The sequence below is a fragment of the Pseudomonas sp. NFPP28 genome (assembly GCF_900115535.1).
In the GTDB taxonomy this organism is placed as follows: Bacteria; Pseudomonadota; Gammaproteobacteria; order Pseudomonadales; family Pseudomonadaceae; genus Aquipseudomonas; species Aquipseudomonas extremorientalis.
Window position 1 is genome coordinate 79,948 of sequence record NZ_FOWT01000001.1, and the last position, 16,610, is coordinate 96,557.

16 protein-coding genes and 1 pseudogene are annotated in these 16,610 nt (G+C 56.6%); 10 read left to right on the forward strand and 7 right to left on the reverse strand.

Annotated elements, in window-relative coordinates:
- Positions 1–62: 62 nt before the first annotated feature.
- Positions 63–407 (forward strand): hypothetical protein, encoded by a 345-nt coding sequence (locus tag BM110_RS00380; RefSeq protein WP_071489039.1) that lies wholly within the window; start codon positions 63–65, stop codon positions 405–407.
- A 25-nt stretch (positions 408–432) separates the two neighbouring features.
- On the opposite strand, the gene BM110_RS00385 is transcribed toward BM110_RS00380, so the two are convergent.
- On the reverse strand, positions 433–762 hold the full coding sequence (locus BM110_RS00385; protein ID WP_093511880.1) for a YXWGXW repeat-containing protein: 330 nt from the start codon (positions 760–762) through the stop codon (positions 433–435).
- 177 nt (positions 763–939) lie between these two features.
- Positions 940–1,836: a LysR family transcriptional regulator gene (locus BM110_RS00390; RefSeq protein ID WP_093511882.1), complete on the reverse strand. Its 897-nt coding sequence runs from the start codon at positions 1,834–1,836 to the stop codon at positions 940–942.
- Positions 1,837–1,919: 83 nt separating this feature from the next.
- Here BM110_RS00390 and BM110_RS00395 point away from each other — a divergent pair, with 83 nt between their 5' ends.
- Entirely contained in the window at positions 1,920–2,606 is a 687-nt protein-coding gene (locus tag BM110_RS00395; RefSeq protein ID WP_371914782.1) for an NADPH-dependent F420 reductase, read from the forward strand.
- Between the two features lie 65 nt (positions 2,607–2,671).
- Here BM110_RS00395 and mqo read toward each other — a convergent pair whose 3' ends face one another.
- Positions 2,672–4,318 carry a malate dehydrogenase (quinone) gene (gene mqo / locus BM110_RS00400; protein ID WP_071489036.1) on the reverse strand — a complete coding sequence of 549 codons (1,647 nt, stop codon included), beginning with the start codon at positions 4,316–4,318 and terminating at the stop codon, positions 2,672–2,674.
- A gap of 483 nt (positions 4,319–4,801) precedes the next feature.
- Between mqo and BM110_RS00405 the strand changes: the two genes are divergently transcribed.
- A complete protein-coding gene (locus BM110_RS00405) occupies positions 4,802–5,989 on the forward strand; it encodes an MFS transporter (RefSeq protein WP_093511884.1) in 1,188 nt (395 codons plus the stop codon).
- A gap of 99 nt (positions 5,990–6,088) precedes the next feature.
- Here BM110_RS00405 and BM110_RS29695 read toward each other — a convergent pair whose 3' ends face one another.
- Positions 6,089–6,310 (reverse strand): hypothetical protein, encoded by a 222-nt coding sequence (locus BM110_RS29695; RefSeq protein ID WP_093511886.1) that lies wholly within the window; start codon positions 6,308–6,310, stop codon positions 6,089–6,091.
- A gap of 370 nt (positions 6,311–6,680) precedes the next feature.
- Here BM110_RS29695 and BM110_RS00415 point away from each other — a divergent pair, with 370 nt between their 5' ends.
- The 7 genes from BM110_RS00415 (at position 6,681) to BM110_RS00445 (ending at position 12,785) form a co-directional block, all read left to right on the forward strand.
- Positions 6,681–6,923, forward strand: coding sequence for a CopG family ribbon-helix-helix protein (locus BM110_RS00415; protein ID WP_093511888.1), 243 nt, complete (start codon positions 6,681–6,683; stop codon positions 6,921–6,923).
- Positions 6,874–7,197, forward strand: a complete 324-nt coding sequence (locus BM110_RS00420; protein ID WP_093511890.1) for a type II toxin-antitoxin system RelE/ParE family toxin — start codon at positions 6,874–6,876, stop codon at positions 7,195–7,197. Before BM110_RS00415 ends, BM110_RS00420 begins: the two co-directional genes overlap by 50 nt.
- A 335-nt stretch (positions 7,198–7,532) precedes the next feature.
- On the forward strand, positions 7,533–8,561 hold the full coding sequence (locus BM110_RS00425) for a hypothetical protein (RefSeq protein ID WP_093511891.1): 1,029 nt from the start codon (positions 7,533–7,535) through the stop codon (positions 8,559–8,561).
- A gap of 158 nt (positions 8,562–8,719) precedes the next feature.
- The gene (locus BM110_RS00430) at positions 8,720–10,108 is read left to right on the forward strand and encodes an ApeA N-terminal domain 1-containing protein (protein WP_093511893.1); all 1,389 of its coding nucleotides are present in this window, start codon (positions 8,720–8,722) and stop codon (positions 10,106–10,108) included.
- 179 nt (positions 10,109–10,287) lie between these two features.
- Positions 10,288–10,578, forward strand: coding sequence for a hypothetical protein (locus tag BM110_RS00435; RefSeq protein WP_093511895.1), 291 nt, complete (start codon positions 10,288–10,290; stop codon positions 10,576–10,578).
- Between the two features lie 1,163 nt (positions 10,579–11,741).
- Entirely contained in the window at positions 11,742–12,080 is a 339-nt protein-coding gene (locus BM110_RS00440) for a hypothetical protein (protein WP_093511897.1), read from the forward strand.
- Between the two features lie 24 nt (positions 12,081–12,104).
- A complete protein-coding gene (locus BM110_RS00445; protein ID WP_093511899.1) occupies positions 12,105–12,785 on the forward strand; it encodes an SOS response-associated peptidase family protein in 681 nt (226 codons plus the stop codon).
- On the opposite strand, the gene BM110_RS00450 is transcribed toward BM110_RS00445, so the two are convergent.
- The 3 genes and pseudogenes from BM110_RS00450 to BM110_RS00460 form a co-directional block, all read right to left on the reverse strand.
- Complete coding sequence (locus tag BM110_RS00450) at positions 12,782–13,576, reverse strand: DNA adenine methylase (protein WP_093511901.1); 795 nt, start codon at positions 13,574–13,576, stop codon at positions 12,782–12,784. The two genes, BM110_RS00445 and BM110_RS00450, sit on opposite strands and share 4 nt — an antisense overlap.
- 156 nt (positions 13,577–13,732) lie before the next feature.
- Entirely contained in the window at positions 13,733–14,782 is a 1,050-nt protein-coding gene (locus BM110_RS00455) for a phage portal protein (RefSeq protein WP_093511903.1), read from the reverse strand.
- Positions 14,782–16,534 (reverse strand): annotated as a pseudogene (locus BM110_RS00460) (terminase ATPase subunit family protein). The gene BM110_RS00455 and the pseudogene BM110_RS00460 overlap by 1 nt, the downstream one beginning before the upstream one ends.
- Positions 16,535–16,610 lie beyond the last annotated feature (76 nt).

Here is a 16,610-nt window from a genome sequence, read left to right on the forward strand (position 1 = left end):
CGTTTTTTACCTTGATCGAGAGAAAGACCGACGTGCGCACGTTTCTACTCGCAGCCCTGGCTATGGCTCCCACTCTCGCCCTGGCCGATGCCATCACCTGGCCCGATCTGCCAAAAACCTGCTTCGTCAGCGGCCGCTCCGCCACCAGTGCGGATGTCGACAGCGGTTGCGCCGCCTTCCTGATCAATGTGAAAGGCCAGGCGGCGGGGACGCCGATCAAGCTGGATATTCCCCAATACGCGATGCATATCGACGAAACCACCGGCAAGGAAACCCCGGTGATCCTCATCCAGGCGGAGGAAAACGGCGAGGTCAAGGCCGTGGGCTATCGGGAACTGGGCACCGACCAACTCGGTGCCGCATTGTTGCGAGAGGTTCGGCTGCTGGGTACCCACAAGCCGATCTAACGCTACTGGCCAATGAAACCTGGCCTCAGCGAACCCAGCCACCACCCTGCCAGTGATACCCGTCATTACGCTGCACCCAATGCGGATGCACGTAGCGATAGCCTTCGCGTACCGGCTCCCAGTGACCATGTACAGCCACATATCGCGCGCCGTCCCAGCGCCAATAACCACGCGACCATATATAGCCGTAGCGTACGGGTGGCTCGACTTCGATCACCTGCACCGGCGGCGGTTGCGGCGCGATGACTTCCACATACTCATGTTGCACCGGCCTGCGCTCATGCACGACGCGCTCTTGAACACACCCGGATGCCGCGACGACCATGGCCGCCAATGCCCCATAACGTAGCCACATAGAAAAACCCTCGGACGCTGACGCCCAGTACCTGCACCGCTAGAAAATGCCCCCTTGTTGCAGCCTCGCTCCTGCTTGGCTCTGGAGTATTTTTAACAGGTGGCGTCTGTCAGGTTGCTGAACCTGAGGGCGTTGCGTTCATGAGGTAGACGAAAGGCCCGTCGGGTACATGAATGCTCAAACCGGACCGAAACGCGCCAGCACTGCCTCGACAAATCGCCGCAACTTGGCGGTGCGCTGCCGATTTGCGGTGTAGACCAGATGCATTGGCCGGCTCGGGGCCTCGAAGTCCGGCAGCACCTGTACCAACTCACCGCGGGCCATTGCCGTATGCAAAAAATCCTGGGGGCCGAGAACCACGCCAAAACCGTCCAGCGCCGCCGACATCAATGCCCGGCTTTCGTTGATCTGCAGGCGACTGGTCACCTGTACGCTGTACAGCGTCGAGCCTTGATGAAATATCCACGCGCGGTCCGCCGGGCGTGACCAGAAGGCATAGCCCAGGCATTCGTGACGTTCCAGGTCTGCCGGCACCTGCGGCGTACCCCGCGCAGACAGGTACGCAGGCGAAGCACAGACCACCAGGCGATAAGGCGCCAGTGGCCGGGCTGTCAGGCCGGTGGTCGCCAATGGACCGATCCGGAAGGCTGCTTCATAGCCCTCTTCCACTAGGTCGACGAAGCGATCCGTCAGGTGCAGGTCGATTTCCACGTCCGGGTTATCGCGCAGGAATGCAGTAATCAGTGGCATCAGGCTGTAGGAACCGAAGGTCACAGGCGCGGTGATCTTCAGCTTGCCACGCGGCGTGTCATTCATGATTTGCGCCAGCGAGTCCGCAGCTTCGGCCTCCGTAAGGATATGTTTGCAACGTTCGTAGTACGCGCTCCCCAACTCCGTGAGGCTTTGCCTGCGCGTGGTGCGATTGAGTAACCGCGCACCGAGGCGCTGCTCCAGCGCGGCAACGTGTTTGGCCACCATTTGCGCCGACATGTGCAAACGCTCGGCGGCGCGGGCGTAGGAGCCCAATTCGGCGGCGATCACAAAGGCATTCATGCTCGATAGACGGTCCATCATTCCCTACTCCCAGTAACAACACCCACGCCATAGTGCATATTTATCGACATTTGGTTGCCAATCATCATAGCGGCTTCCCCTTTATCAGGAGCAAGACCATGAAGATTGGCGTGATTGGAGCCGGTTTTATCGGGCGCGCCGTGGCACAGCGGGCACTGGCGGCCGGGCATGAAGTGATGTTGAGCAACTCTCGCGGCCCGCAGACCATGAGCAGCGTGGTAAGTGGCATACGCGGCGTCAAAGTGGGCAGCGCAGAAGATGCCGCACAGTTTGGTGACGTGGTGCTGGTGGCGATTCCGTTTGAACACTACCGAAAAGTCCCGGCGCAGTGGCTGGCAGGCAAGACCTTGCTCGACGCCAACAACTACTACCCGGAGCGCGACGGTCATTTCCCCGCGCTGGATCGATTTGAAACCACCACCAGCCGACTGCTCGCCGAACACTTCACCCACTCAAAGGTGATCAAAGTGTTCAACGCGATTTTCGCCGCGGACATTACCGATCATGCTCGCCCCCACGGCGCACCTGACCGTCGCGCATTGCCGGTGGCCGGCGACGATGCTGTCGCCAAAGCGCAGGTGATCACCCTGCTCGACGAGCTGGGCTTTGACGCCGTCGATGCCGGCAGCCTGGATGAAAGCTGGCGGTTCGAGCGGGCCAAGCCCGCGTACTGCGTGCCGCTGGACCAGCCCGGGCTGAAGGCGGCCCTGGCCGCGGCCGAGCGTACGGTCGAACTGCCGCCGGTCGACCGCGAGCACACCCGCGCTTAAACACCGCCCCACAAAAAAGCCCGCTGACCGTTACCGGTTCAGCGGGCTTTGTGCATCAGCCTGGCTTACAGCGCCAGATCAGACGCCGGCTTGCTCGGCTCAGCCGCGGGCTTGGCAGCCTCGGTGGCCTTGGGTGCAGCCATTTGCGGAATCACAGGCGGCGTAGGCAGTTGCAGGACTTCGGCGGTGTAGGCCCATTCCTTGGCAACCGCTTCCGGACTGTCGTTCAGCTTGGTACCGTAGCTCGGTACGATCTGGTGCAGCTTGGCCTGCCACTCAGGGGTCGCGACCTTGTCCTTGAACACTTTCTGCAACACGGTCAGCATGATCGGGGCCGCGGTGGACGCGCCTGGCGATGCACCCAACAGGCCTGCGATGGTGTTGTCGGCGGAGCTGACCACTTCAGTGCCGAGTTTCAGGACGCCGCCCTGCTCCTCGTCACGCTTGATGATCTGCACGCGCTGACCGGCTTGCCACAGGCGCCAGTCGGATTGCTTGGCGTTCGGGAAGTACTCCTGCAGCGCCTTGAAGCGGTCGTCGTCCGACAGCATCAGTTGGCCAGCGAGGTATTCGACCAGTGGGTATTCACGAATACCGACTTTGGTCATTGGCCAGATGTTGTGGGTGGTGGTGCTGGTCAGCAGGTCCAGGTACGAGCCTTCTTTCAGGAACTTGGTCGAGAAGGTTGCGAATGGGCCAAACAGGATCACGCGCTTGCCATCCAGCACGCGGGTGTCCAGGTGCGGAACCGACATCGGTGGCGCGCCAACCGAAGCCTTGCCGTAGGCCTTGGCCAGGTGTTGCTCGGCAACGGTTGGGTTATCGGTCACCAGGAACGAACCACCTACCGGGAAGCCAGCGTATTCCTTGGCTTCAGGAATGCCCGACTTCTGCAGCAGGTGCAGTGCACCGCCACCGGCGCCGATGAACACGAACTTGGCGTCGGTTTCGGTCTTGGTGCCGTCTTTCAGGTTTTTGTAGCTCACACGCCACGAACCGTCGGCGTTCTTGGTGATGTCCTGCACTTCGCTCGACAGTTTCAGGTCGAACTTAGGCGTGGTCTGCAGGTGAGCGACGAACTGGCGGGTGATCTCGCCGAAGTTCATGTCGGTGCCCAGCGGGCTCCAGGTGGCCGCGATTTTCTGGTTCGGGTCACGCCCTTCCATCATCAGCGGAACCCACTTGGCGATCTGCGCCGGGTCTTCGGAGTACTGCATGCCAGCGAACAGCGGGCTGGCCTTCAGGGCTTCGTAGCGTTTTTTCAGGAACTTGATGTTGTCATCGCCCCACACAAAGCTCATGTGCGGTGTGGTGTTGATGAACGAACGCGGGTCCTTCAGCACGCCTTGGCGGACCTGCCAGGACCAGAACTGACGGGAAATCTGGAACGCTTCGTTGATCTCGACCGCTTTCGGGATCTCAACGTTGCCGTTCTTGTCTTCCGGGGTGTAGTTCAGCTCAGCCAGGGCCGAGTGACCGGTACCGGCGTTGTTCCAGCCGTTGGAGCTTTCTTCGGCCACGCCATCGAGGCGCTCGACCATCTCCATCGACCAGTCCGGCTCCAGCTCGTTGAGCCAGACACCCAGGGTCGCACTCATGATGCCGCCGCCAATCAGCAGCACATCGACTTTCTTTGCCTCTTCCGCCTGAGCGGAGCTGATCCCCAGCGACAAAGCCAGCCCCAGCAGGGCAGTGTTTACTTTTTTAAACATCAGTAGCACCTATGATAAAACGCCATCCGCCCTACCGCCCCTGATCATGGGCAACCCTCCATCACGATGCGCCAGGCAACGCACCGCGGGGTTTGCACATTCACGAGAGGGCCGCAGGGTGGGCACACAAGGCCGACGTATCGACCTCACTGTTTATGTCCCTTCTGCGCTGACTTTTTATCATTATTGGCTTCAGCTACCTGGGCGACAGCCAACCGCCGGGACGTATACGGATGTACGTACCCAGGAGAGACTAGACCAGGACGGCGCGCAGAATATCACGGCAAACGGCGTTTATGCGCCGTTTGGCCAATTGACAGCTCTAAATCGCGGCTTTTAACCCGTCGATGTCAAGCGCGGCAGGCGCGACCAGGGGTCACAGGCCTGGAACTCTGACGCAAACGGCTGTTCTAGACACCTTTGCCGCCGCTTGCGTAGCATCAGCGGCTCTCCTTCGTGCGCTCCATCCAACCAGAGTTACCCATGACTATCCAGCAAAAACCCGGGCATGTGCTGCCCGCGCGCAGCGCCGCCAAAATGGAAGCGGCCATGGCCGTGGGCGCCTTCGCGATCGGCACCGGCGAATTCGCCATCATGGGCTTGATGCCCGACATCGCCCACAATCTGAATTTGAGTGAACCGCAAGTCGGCCACGCCATCAGCGCCTACGCCCTGGGCGTAATGGTCGGCGCCCCACTGCTGGCCATCCTCGGCGCCAAGTTGCTGCGCAAACATATGCTGCTGTTACTGATGGGCCTGTATGCGCTGGGCAACCTGGCCACCGCCTTCACCCCGACCTTCGGCTCGCTGGTGGCCTTCCGTTTTATCAGCGGCCTGCCCCACGGCGCCTACTTCGGCATCGCCGCCGTGGTCGCCTCGAGCATGGTGCCCAACGACAAACGCGCCGGCGCCGTGGCCCGCGTGATGATGGGCCTGACCCTGGCCATGCTGCTCGGCAACCCCATCGCCACCTTCCTCGGCCAACACCTGGGCTGGCGCTCGGCGTTTGCACTGGTCAGCGTGATTGCCCTGTGCACCCTCTTACTGGTCTGGCAATTCGTGCCCCATCGTCACGACGAACAACGCAGCGACCCGCGCAAGGAACTGCGCGCCTTCACCAAGCCGCAGGTGTGGATGGCATTGTCGATTGGCGCGATCGGGTTTGCAGGGATGTTCTGCGTGTTCAGCTACCTGGCGCCGACCATGCTGGAAGTGACCAAAGTCTCGCCGCAGTGGATTCCCTTCGGCCTCGCCGCGTTTGGCGTCGGCGGCATCATCGGCAACATCGCCGGCGGCAAGCTGTTCGACCGCCTGCAATTTCGCGCCGTGGGTTGGATCATGGTGTGGTCGATGGCCGTGCTGATCTTCTTCACCTTCGCCGCCAGTTCGCTATGGAGCGTGCTGCTGGGCATTGGCCTGGTCGGCACCATGATCGCCATGGCAGCTCCCCTGCAAATCCGCTTGATGGACATCGCCCACGAAGCCCCGAGCCTGGCGGCGGCGTCGAACCACGCGGCGTTCAACCTGGCGAATGCGCTGGGACCGTGGTTGGGCGGGATGGCGATTACAGCCGGGTATGGCTGGACCAGCACCGGCTACATCGGCGCCGCTACAGCGTTGATCGGCCTGGGCATCTACCTCATCGCCCGCCGCATGAAGGGCGGCCACTGACGCCACACTTCCCGATCCAATGAAGATCCAACTGTGGGAGGGGGCTTGCCCCCGATGGCAGTGGGTCAGTCAACACACTCACGACTGCCCACCACCCCATCAATCATCATGCAACAACCCCGCCCCATACTCCCCATAACTACTCCCCAACCCACCGCCGCTAAAATTCATCTTGGCGGCTTTGCTGGGGCTATGGTCCCCAAACGCCTGGCACCCGCCTGAAAAACAAGGGTCGCTGCTCACGCCGGAAGAACCCGACGAACAGGCACTCAACAGCAACGTACCCGCAACCATCACGACTTTGACGAGGTTCGAAATCATGGTTTCAGTTCCCTGTGGAATGGAGGCGCCGAGGTCCTCTCTTGAAGAGGATCGTAGCCCTCAAAAACGCCGGGAATGATGAAACTTTGCTGGGTGACAGGAGGGGTTCAGGTTGCCGGTTGGGTGTTCGGAGGGAGCACTGATTTGATCGATATAGGGATTGCGTGATTTGTTAGGCAATGGGTGGTCTGAGGGGCAAGCCGAAAGAAGAGTAGGAAGGTTTCCGCGAATGCCCTTAGACCAAATCGATAAAACCATGATGCTCTGAATTAAGGTTAGTAGCTTCTGGATACACCTCGCGACGACCTGCTGATTCAAGCCAACGATCCACAGTGTAGGATGCCCACAACCATCCACCTTCGAGGTCGCCATGACTAGAATCTCCCTAACCCTGCCGGAAGACCTGTCCAACTCTCTTGCCGACTTGGCCAAAAGCAACGGCCAGACTGCGACCTACCTGGCGATGGACGTTCTTCGCGACTACATCGAGCATGAAAAAACGCTGACCGCCCAGATCGAGTTGGCCGTGAAAGAAGCCGACCAAGGCAAATTCGCCACCGACGATCAAGTGGCGGCCATGCGCGCTAGGCGCTGGAGTCGGAAGGCGGGTTGAGTGGCTTGAAAAAACGCTCAAAAATCTAGAAGACGAAGCAAACTATATCGCCCTCGAAAATCCAACGGCTGCTGACGACTTCTCCGATGCCATTTTCGCCAGCATCGACAAACTGGCTCAATTTCCCTCTATGGGTCGTGAAGGCAGGGTCAAAAACACCCGTGAATGGGCAGTCCCCAATTGGTCATATCTGATTCCGTATCGGGTACGCGGTGATCGCCTGCAAATCCTCGGCGTATTCCATACACGGCAGCGTCCACGTTCGAAATGGTAGTGGACGCAAATCTCGGCTCCCCGACACCCAACATACATCCCTGATAAACTGCGCGCCATTCACCCCGCTGACTCAGACGCCCCAATGCCCCTACAAATCGCCCCACTCTCCCGCCGCTTCTCCGTCGCCCCGATGATGGATTGGAACTACTAATTCCAGCCGCCCCTAGATACATAGTGTTGCGACTCGCTAACAGTTCTCCGTACCACTTTCGTACCGCCGCACTGCTGTCCCCCTTCAAAAAATATCAAAAAGAACGGTCAAAACAATCTTACGGATGATCCGTTCAAACTCGCTGCTATGCTCTGCGAAACGCTACTTTTCGAGGAATATCCATGAGTGATCTTTTGAACGACAGCCCTCAGGCGCTTCAGTGGCTTGAAGAAGCCGAAAGGAGACACTCGTCGGGTGCCTTCGGGACGATTGCGCGATCGATAATATGGTCGGATGCACGCAGTGAGGATGGTGAGCTCCTACTGGACCTAAACCCCCATGAGCTAGTCACTAGCGTGAACGAGGCTCCGTTCACCCTTCTCCATAATCATGATCCTGGACAGCCAAAGGGTGAGGTCCTGGAAAGTGCCTATTTTCAGACAGCATCAGGCAGAGCATTTGTCGCTGCCATCCTGGGATACTACTTTGGGGGAAACATTCTATCTTTCAGAGATCTGAAGCTCGATTTCACATCCCCAGCGCGACCACCGTTGAATCTTCCCGACTTGCCTGGAGACGTAAGAATTGAAATTGCGGCGGACCCCAGAGACGTCGAAAATACATGGCTAGATGAAGCTACGAGTGACGCCCCAGTAAGAATCAAACGCACTGCCCTATCACATAATGGAGATGGCTCCTCCCACCAACTGATTCTTATAGGAATTGCGTTCGCCCTTCTCGTCGGGAAGCCCTTCGTTACAGCTTTTGCGAGCGAAGCAGGCAAGGATAGTTATTTTGCGATCCGCGGTTGGATACGAAAACTGCTGAGTAGAATTGCTGACCGCCATAACCCAATACTGGATTTCCATTCACACCATGATGGCTGCCAGGTGTCTTTCATTTTTCGAGGCAAAGACGTTAAAAAGCTCTACCAGGCACACGACGCCTTATCTGATGCGGCGTCTCAGGCTGCGCTCTTGGTCTCGAGGTTAAAAGCCATGGGATTGCCTAGCCGTCAACTTGTGTATGAGTTCGATAAAGAAGATCTCCAGTGGGCTCCATCATTTGCAGTTCTAGAAGATGATCGAATCCTCACGGACAATCTTGCGCTCATCTCGATAGAACATCTACCCGACCAGTTGAGCCTTGGTTTGACCAAAAAAAAATCACTGGTTTCAGATTCAAAAAATAAGATCAATCCAAAAATTTGACCACGTCTCTTCACTCGATTCGTGAGAATAGAGGTTACATCAAACAAGGCTTAGCCAGGCTTAAGCGATATTATAGCTATCAGACAAAGCTTTTTATTTCGCTGTTTTTTTTAAAAAAACGGTCTGCTGCCGAATTTCAAAACTGAAAAGGACGTCCTATGAGAGTAGAGCAGGAATACAAAAAAACAGGCTATTTCTGGTTGCCTGAAAGCGAAGAAAATAAGATCCCTGGGGTGCTAACAATAAGTGACGGGGGAAGAATTGAACTAGAAATTGTAGGTCACTTCAATGATGATATTCAGGCCGCAACAGATAACGAAGAAATCAGTCGAATAATTGGTCATGTGGAGGGTGACGGCCTGGTAACTCTTAATGACTGCTTTTATACCGTTAAAAATATTGCGTTTGGTGGCATATCTAAATCGAGGGTGCTAGTTCACCAAGTGCTGAGTGGCGCGGCATGGGAAAAAGACGAACCTGTAACGTTTAATACGCTTTCCTTTTCTGTTGATTGTTTGGATGAATGGGTCGGTTTAAGCGGCATAAAAGTAGATACTGACTGGAACAAAAATACAGCAACTATAACTTATAGTGCACCAGAAGATATAAGTCTAATGCTAGACAACGGACTGAAGCTCGAAATTCGCTTCGCGTATACCTTACCTGGCGCACCCAAGTTCACTGAGGCAAAAATCACCCAGCGTGCTTATTTTTGGCTAGAGTCGGACAAACTACTTAATCTTAGCGAGTTCACGACATTAGTTTTCAAAATTACAAATTTTATGTGTTTCGCAACAAATGAAATCGTCACGATAAAAAATCTCGTTGCAACATCGCGTGAGATTCAGTTCGACTCCAGTACAGAAAAGCAAAGTCCCGTCCCGATATCCATCTACTACCAAAGCATTCCGTTCGCTGAAAAAGCTCCTAAAAAAAACTGGCATGAAATGCTGTTCAACTACAGGACTATTTCGGATGATGCTGAGAAAGTACTGAACAAATGGCTAAATGCTTATGAAGATTTATCTCCTGCATTGAATCTATACTTTTCGACTAAAGCGGGGGCTCATAAATATCTTGACGGTAAGTTTTTAGCTTTGGCCCAAGGGCTCGAAACTTACCATAGGAGAACTAGCACTGAAACACTGATGGAACCGGTAACGTTTGATTTGTTGGTAGAGGGAATTCTTAAAACATGTCCCGCAGATCATGTTGAATGGCTGAGAGGGCGACTGGCGCATGGAAATGAAATTAATCTAGGTAAGAGGCTGAAAAAAATCATCGAACCTTTTAAAAAACACTTGGGAAGTGGCAGTGACAGAAGTAAATTTTTAAGAAAAATTGTTGATACACGGAATTATCTAACGCATTACAGTGAGGATTTAAAGGGTAAAGCTGCCAAGGGGATGGAGATGTGGGCTATTTGCCAGAGAATGGAGGTTGTTTTTAATCTGCACTTTCTTAAAGTTATCGGATTTACTGAAGATAAAATAGACTCGGTGATCGAGAACTCCCATCCTCTAAAAAGTAAATTGCGGGAAGTTTAGTGCTTTGATAGTTAGCACTCACCATCCCCATAGTGAATTTGCCGGTAGGTATTCAGAACGCGACCTATGTTCAATGGCCCCCACACCAAGCCCCGCTCCGGCGGTTTTTTTTGCGTTTGGTGGATACCAGGGGTCTGGTCTACCATTCTCTCTGACCATAACTGCTAAGGACGAGAGACGTGTCGCTACCCATCACCGCCCGGCAGATGAATGCGCTAAGGGCGCTGCAGCGCAAGGATCCGGATCTGGGCGAGTTGGCCACCGCCATCGCGCTGGCCTTCGATGCCACAATGATTGAGAACCCGCAGATGGCGCGCTTGATCCTGGAGAAGACCTGCCGGCGCCTGGTCGCTCAGGAACCCGGCAGTCAAGAAGCCATGATCCAGCACTTGGTGACATTCGGTAAGTTGAATTGCCTGACGCCCACGCAGGTCAGAGACTTTACCGATCGAGTCAGGAGGCACAGTTAATCATTCACAAAGGAATTCACGAAAAAGCACTGTGCGCCTAGTTGAGGGTCGCGCGGATTTCGTGTGGAGCTGTGAACGAATCTGAAACTGTGTACCACTTCCCCCCGTAAATCATCACTTCCATCGGGCCGAACCTATCACCACGCTGACGCTCTGGCTCAAGGCTCTTGTCGATCCAATCCCGACACCACTGACAAGCACATCTTAGCGGTGACAGCGATGTGCGAGAGAGCGTTCGCGCATGATCATTACGAGTGCATAAAGAAGCGCGCGCAGGCGCCGCGTGTATAGCGGTTGCGTTTTTTTGGGTTCGGCATCGGAAAAAGGTAAGACAAGCAATTTCAGCTACTGAATCGGCTATAACCCTTGATTTCTAAGGCTTTGAGGGTGAAGCAGAAAGGTAATATACAAGTAATAAATAGGTTATATAATTACTTCTATGAAAGGTAATATCAAAACAAGATAAAACTCTTTAAAATCAACAAGTTAATAAAGCATTACTTCATAAATTACTAAAAATAACTTACTCAAGTAATTCACGAACCCCAATGAATTCGGGGCTTCCAGGCGTTTGCCTACCACCATATTTCCTAATTACTCTTTTCCGACGCTTTTCCTGAAAACACCTACAAGCATCACCACCCCCCTTCAGCAATCCCCCTACCCTCGCAGGGTTCCGCAGGTTTCCCCCCCTCCCAAAACGCCAACCAGACGCCCAGCCGGAGCCGCCGAGAGTGGTCCGCAGGGGCGCAGAAAAAACGACCCATTTAGCCCGCAGGCGAGGTGGGGGGACGACGGCGCGCGCCGAGTGCTGAAACATGCCACTGCCCCAGTTGTAGCACGTCAGTGGCCCTCATGTAGCACGCCAACTCCCCGGCCTGGCAGCGGTGAGCCTGGGCCTGTCCTGGCTGCGACTGCTCGGTAGGCGGAAGATGCTGAAAGCCCCGTGTTTATTGGTCCACTCAGCCCCTTACGCTTGCCGTGACATCTATAAAATGCTATGTTGAAATGGGTTTTTTCACGCTGCGAAAGAGCAAACTTTCATCCTTCCCAGCTGACTTTTCCGGCCCAATCTCAGCCTCCCCCCTACAGCTCGTCGCCTCAAATCGCGTCATGACCAAACGTCATTTACTGTATGTGTATACAGTATTGGATTCGTACCCATGAACAGTGATGAAGACACCCTCGGATGGCTTGGTCTCCCCACCCCACTGCAGATGTACCGACAGCATTGCCGTCTTCTGGAGAACGAGATCCAGGAACTCAATTTGCAACTACGCAAAGCGCGAGCAGACGTTTTCGGTATCAGTCAAATGCTTCTCGAAACCCAGGCGAAGAACACTGAGTTTGCGGGGTATCTGCGGGAACGTGGGGCCGAAGCAGCAGCAATGCGTAAGCAAATCGCCGACCTGACCACATTGTCCAATGCGAGCAGGCGGGAGGCGGACGAGATGCGGCGCATCGTCAATGAAATGAGACCTCGGCCGACCACGATTGTCTAAGGTCAAACGGAAAGAAGGTTTGCCATGTGCGGAAGACTGTCGCAGTACCGGGGAATCCACGACTTTGTTGCGGCACTGAGCATGCCCAATGCCCTGGCAAACTCGGTGGGTGATCAGCCGATCGAGCGATACAACGTCGCCCCAACGACCCACGTGGCGTTACTACACCTGCAAGGCGAGCTGCTACACGCCGATCCTGTGCGATGGGGGTGGCGCCCGCATTGGGCGAAAGACCGGGCCGCGCCCATCAATGCACGTGTCGAAAAGGTTGCACACGGCCCGTTCTTTAGGGCGATCTGGCCACACCGTGCGATCACGCCTATCGACAACTGGTTCGAGTGGGTGGATGAAGGCGGAACGAAGAAACAGCCTTATCTGATCCGCAGGCGGGACGGGGCACCGATCTTGTGCGCAGCCATTGGCCAGCTACCAGATGCTGATGAAGGCCCCGGCGAGCATGACGGTTTTGTGATCATTACGGCCGATAGCGCTGGTGGCATGGTGGACATCCACGACAGAAGGCCCGTGGTACTTACACCCGACCTTGCCCGCGAATGGCTGGATCCGGCAACACCGAAGGAACGTGCCGAGCAGATGGTGTTGCACCAGGGCGAGCCGTCCGAAACCTTTGAATGGTTCAAGGTCAGCACCGCCGTGGGCAACGTGAGAAATAAGGACGCCAGCTTGATTGAACCCGTTCCTTAGAACAGCCCGCCGAAGGCATCGGGCTCCCAATTCATGATGATCAGCTCCCCGCTGACCTCGGCTTTCCCCTGCCGCTGATTAGCGGTGCTGTATCGGATGTCCACCGTTTCGAAGTGGAATCCATCAAACACACGCCGAATATCGGGGTGGTCGTTAATGCTGACCATCACCTTGCCCTTGCAGCGGCGCATAAAGTCGGCCATTCGCTCGTAGTTTTCAAAAGGAAAGTCCACTCCATAGCCTGCGGTCTGCCAGTAAGGCGGGTCCATGTAGTGGAAGGTATGCGGCCGGTCGTACCGCTCCGCGCATTCCAGCCACCCCAGGTTCTCAACGTAGGTACCCGACAGCCGTTGCCAGGCAGCAGACAGGTTCTCCTCGATCCGCAGCAGGTTGATGGCAGGGCCGGTGGTGGCTGTACCGAAGCTCTGCCCGCTGACCTTGCCGGCGAAGGCATGGTGCTGCAGGTAGAAAAACCGCGCGGCCCGCTGGATGTCGGTGAGTGTTTCCGGCCTGGTCATCTTCTGCCATTCGAACACCTGGCGAGAGCTGAGCGCCCACTTGAACTGCCGCACGAACTCTTCCAGGTGGTTCTGCACCACGCGATATAAAGTCACCAGGTCGCCGTTGATGTCATTGAGGACTTCAACCGGCGCGGCCTGGGGCCGCATGAAGTAAAGCGCGGCGCCGCCGGCAAAGACTTCGACGTAGCATTCATGGGGTGGGAACAGCGGAATTAGACGATCTGCCAGGCGACGCTTGCCGCCCATCCACGGGATTATCGGTGTGCTCATAAGTGATCCTTGTTTCGACAATTGGATTCGCTTAGGCTTCGCACCCCCTGCGCAGTGGGGCGAGGCCTTGGTTGGAGCACTCGGCTGGTTCGAGTGTTTCAGCGTCGAACCGGTGTTGACGCACCGGTTCGTCGCCTCGTTTGCTGCGCAGGGGGTTTAGGCCCCCACGGGAATTTCATAGGGCTTGAAGCGCACGACCTCCTCCCCGAGCCAGTCATTCACCTGCGCCATACGCGCCTGAATCGGCTCCAGTTCATTGGCTGCATAGATCTGCGCCGCCTCCCTAATCGATCCAAACCCACCCGCGTTCTGCGGCACGATGCCCATCAACTGCGGCGGAATGCGCAAGCTGGCCAGCACGTCGTCGCGGGTCTGGTTTTTGATCGAGTTGAATTCGTCCTTCGCCGTAACTTCACTGACTGGGATGATCTGCAACCCATCCTTTTTACCGTTTGGCGAATAGACGAACAGATTACGGAAGTTGCCAGGCCCCTTGGAGTCCTTCAGCGCCTTGCGCAATGAGTCGACATCCGCTTCGTTCTGCGCGGCGTCGGTCATGTAGAGAATGAAGCCGGCGTGACTGCCGTTCTCGTAATACTTGCGGCGGAACAGCGTGGCCGACTCATTCAGCAACGCCGACTGCAAGGCGCTGATCCACTCGGGCAGGCCGTACACCTCCTGGTGCAGATCCGCTTCCCGCAGATGAAAAACGGTGCCCGGTTCAAACTCATGCTCCTCTTTCCAGCCCTGGACCATGAACTGCCGCCCGTCCTTGCCCGAGCGCATGTACTTCGCCAGCGGCGGTACCAACTCGCGCACCGGGCCGAGCATCGAACGCCGCCCTTCCAGATAGCCATTGCCCAGGCACAGGAAGTCCAGGGCGAACTGTTCGAACGCTGCCCGCGACAACAGCCGGTGCGGGATAAACGTCTTGCTCAATAAGTTGCGCTTGAACATCAGCCCCGAATGCAGATGCACACTGGAACCCACCGACCGCGCCAGGCCATCCAACGAAAGCGGCGGTTCGTACCATCGCCCGTTAAACCAGCACTCCAGATAATCGAAAACCTCCCGGCCGCTCAGCACCGGTGACGGGTCGCCAAAACTGAACGCTTCCATCTTAGTGTCACTGCGCGGGATAAAGTCCTGTGTCGCCACGATGGGCGTATGGGCCAACTGCTTGGTATTTCTGCGGCGGTTCGACATCAAAAAATCTCCATCCGCCCGGTGTTGGCAGTGGTCTGCCCCTCCAGCGGTTCGTTGTGCAATGCGTGAAAGAGCGCCCACGCCAAGTCGGCGTGGCCGGTGTTGTCGTTGCGGCCGGCGGTGTAGGTGAATTGGCGACCGCCTGCGGTGATGGTCTTGCGGATCGCCATCAACGACTGCGCCATGTCGGTCCAGCCGGCGTCGAACTCCAGCCGGCCCCGGTGGATCACGTCGTAGGCCTTCAGCACCAGGCGAGTCTTGACCTCCGGCGAATAGCTGAACGTGGTGACATTGGGGAAAAATTGGCGCACCAGCTGCGCCACGCCGCTACCGAGACCGGTGACGTCAATGCCGATGTACGTCACCCAGTAGCGATCGCATACGGCCTTGATCACACTCGCCTGCGCCGCGAAGTCCATGCCTCGGAATTGATGACGCTCCAGTACCCGGAATTTGCCCCCTGGTACCAAAGGAGGTGCGACCACCACCAGGCCCGAGCAATCGCCGGTTTCCGCCGGGTCATATCCCACCCACACCTGGCGGTCGCCGAACGGCCGCATCGCAAACGGCTTGTAGTCCTCGGCCCACTCGACCCAGCTGTCGACCATGCAGGGCTGCAACACCGTCAGCGGGAAAATGCTCGCGCCGTCGTCGACGAATTCGCACATGAGCAGGTTGGCGAATGCTTCCGGGCTGTACTCCCGCCGCAACTCTTCAATGTCGAACAGGTCGCAACCGCCCTGCTCCGCGTCGAGGATGGTGACAATCTGTCGCCACAACCGGTCCTCACAGAACCTACCCTGCTGGAGCGCCCCGTGGGATACGTCGACTTTAGTGTGCTGAGCCGCCGGCTTGCCCTTGTTGAAGCGCTCGCCCGTCCAGAAAGTGTAGGCCTCATGGGCCATGGTCGACGGCGTCGAGAAGTAGGTTTTGCGCCACTTCTTGTGCATCGCCATACCCGATGCAACCTTGTTCAGCTCCTCAAACTTGAACGTCCAGAAGAATTCGTCGAAGTAGAAATTGCCGTGGTAGCCCTGAGCCGTACGCGCGTTGGTACCGAGAAAAAACAATTCGGCGCCGTTCGGCAGCACGATGGGATCACCGGTCAGCTCGACGCCGATGACCTCACGGGCAAACGCCTGGATGTACCCACGGAACAGGTAGGCCTGATTCTTCGACGCCGACAAGAAAATCTGATTGCGCCCGGTTTCCAGCGCATCAATAAAAGCCTCTCGGGCGAAGTAGTAAGTGGCGCCGATCTGCCGGCTTTTGAGGATGACGCGGGTGCGCTGATTGCCCGCCCGGTGCCAGTCTTTCTGGTAGTCGAAACACCCATCGATAAACGCTTCGCGCAGCAGCTCGATCTGGTCTTCGCTGATGTCGTTTTTCGGGGTCTTTTTCTTCGGACCTTCGTTGCGTTTTGCGAGGTTGGGGTTGAGTTCGGTTTCGGTACCGCCACCCTGGAAGCGCTGGATGCGAGCCTGTCGCTCCAACTGCCGGTGCAGCAGGTCGATCTCTTTGAAGTCCCCGCCGCTCTTGCCTTCCTTGAACCAACTTTAAACGCGCTTCCAGCGCCCCACCGATTCGCTCGACGTTATCCGCCCGGTCCCACTCGTCGCGGGCTTTCCAGCTGTGTAGCGTTTTTTCCTTTTCGCCCGTAGCCTCGGCAATCTCGCAGATACGCCAACCCATCCAATACAGAAACTTGGATTGGCGTCGGGGATCGATTGGGAGCAGTTCAGTCGTAGTCATGGCCGCGATGCTGCCGCCCAGGCCTGAGAGTCAGTAGCGCCGCCCCTTGTAGCCCCGCTCTCTACAATCCCGACAC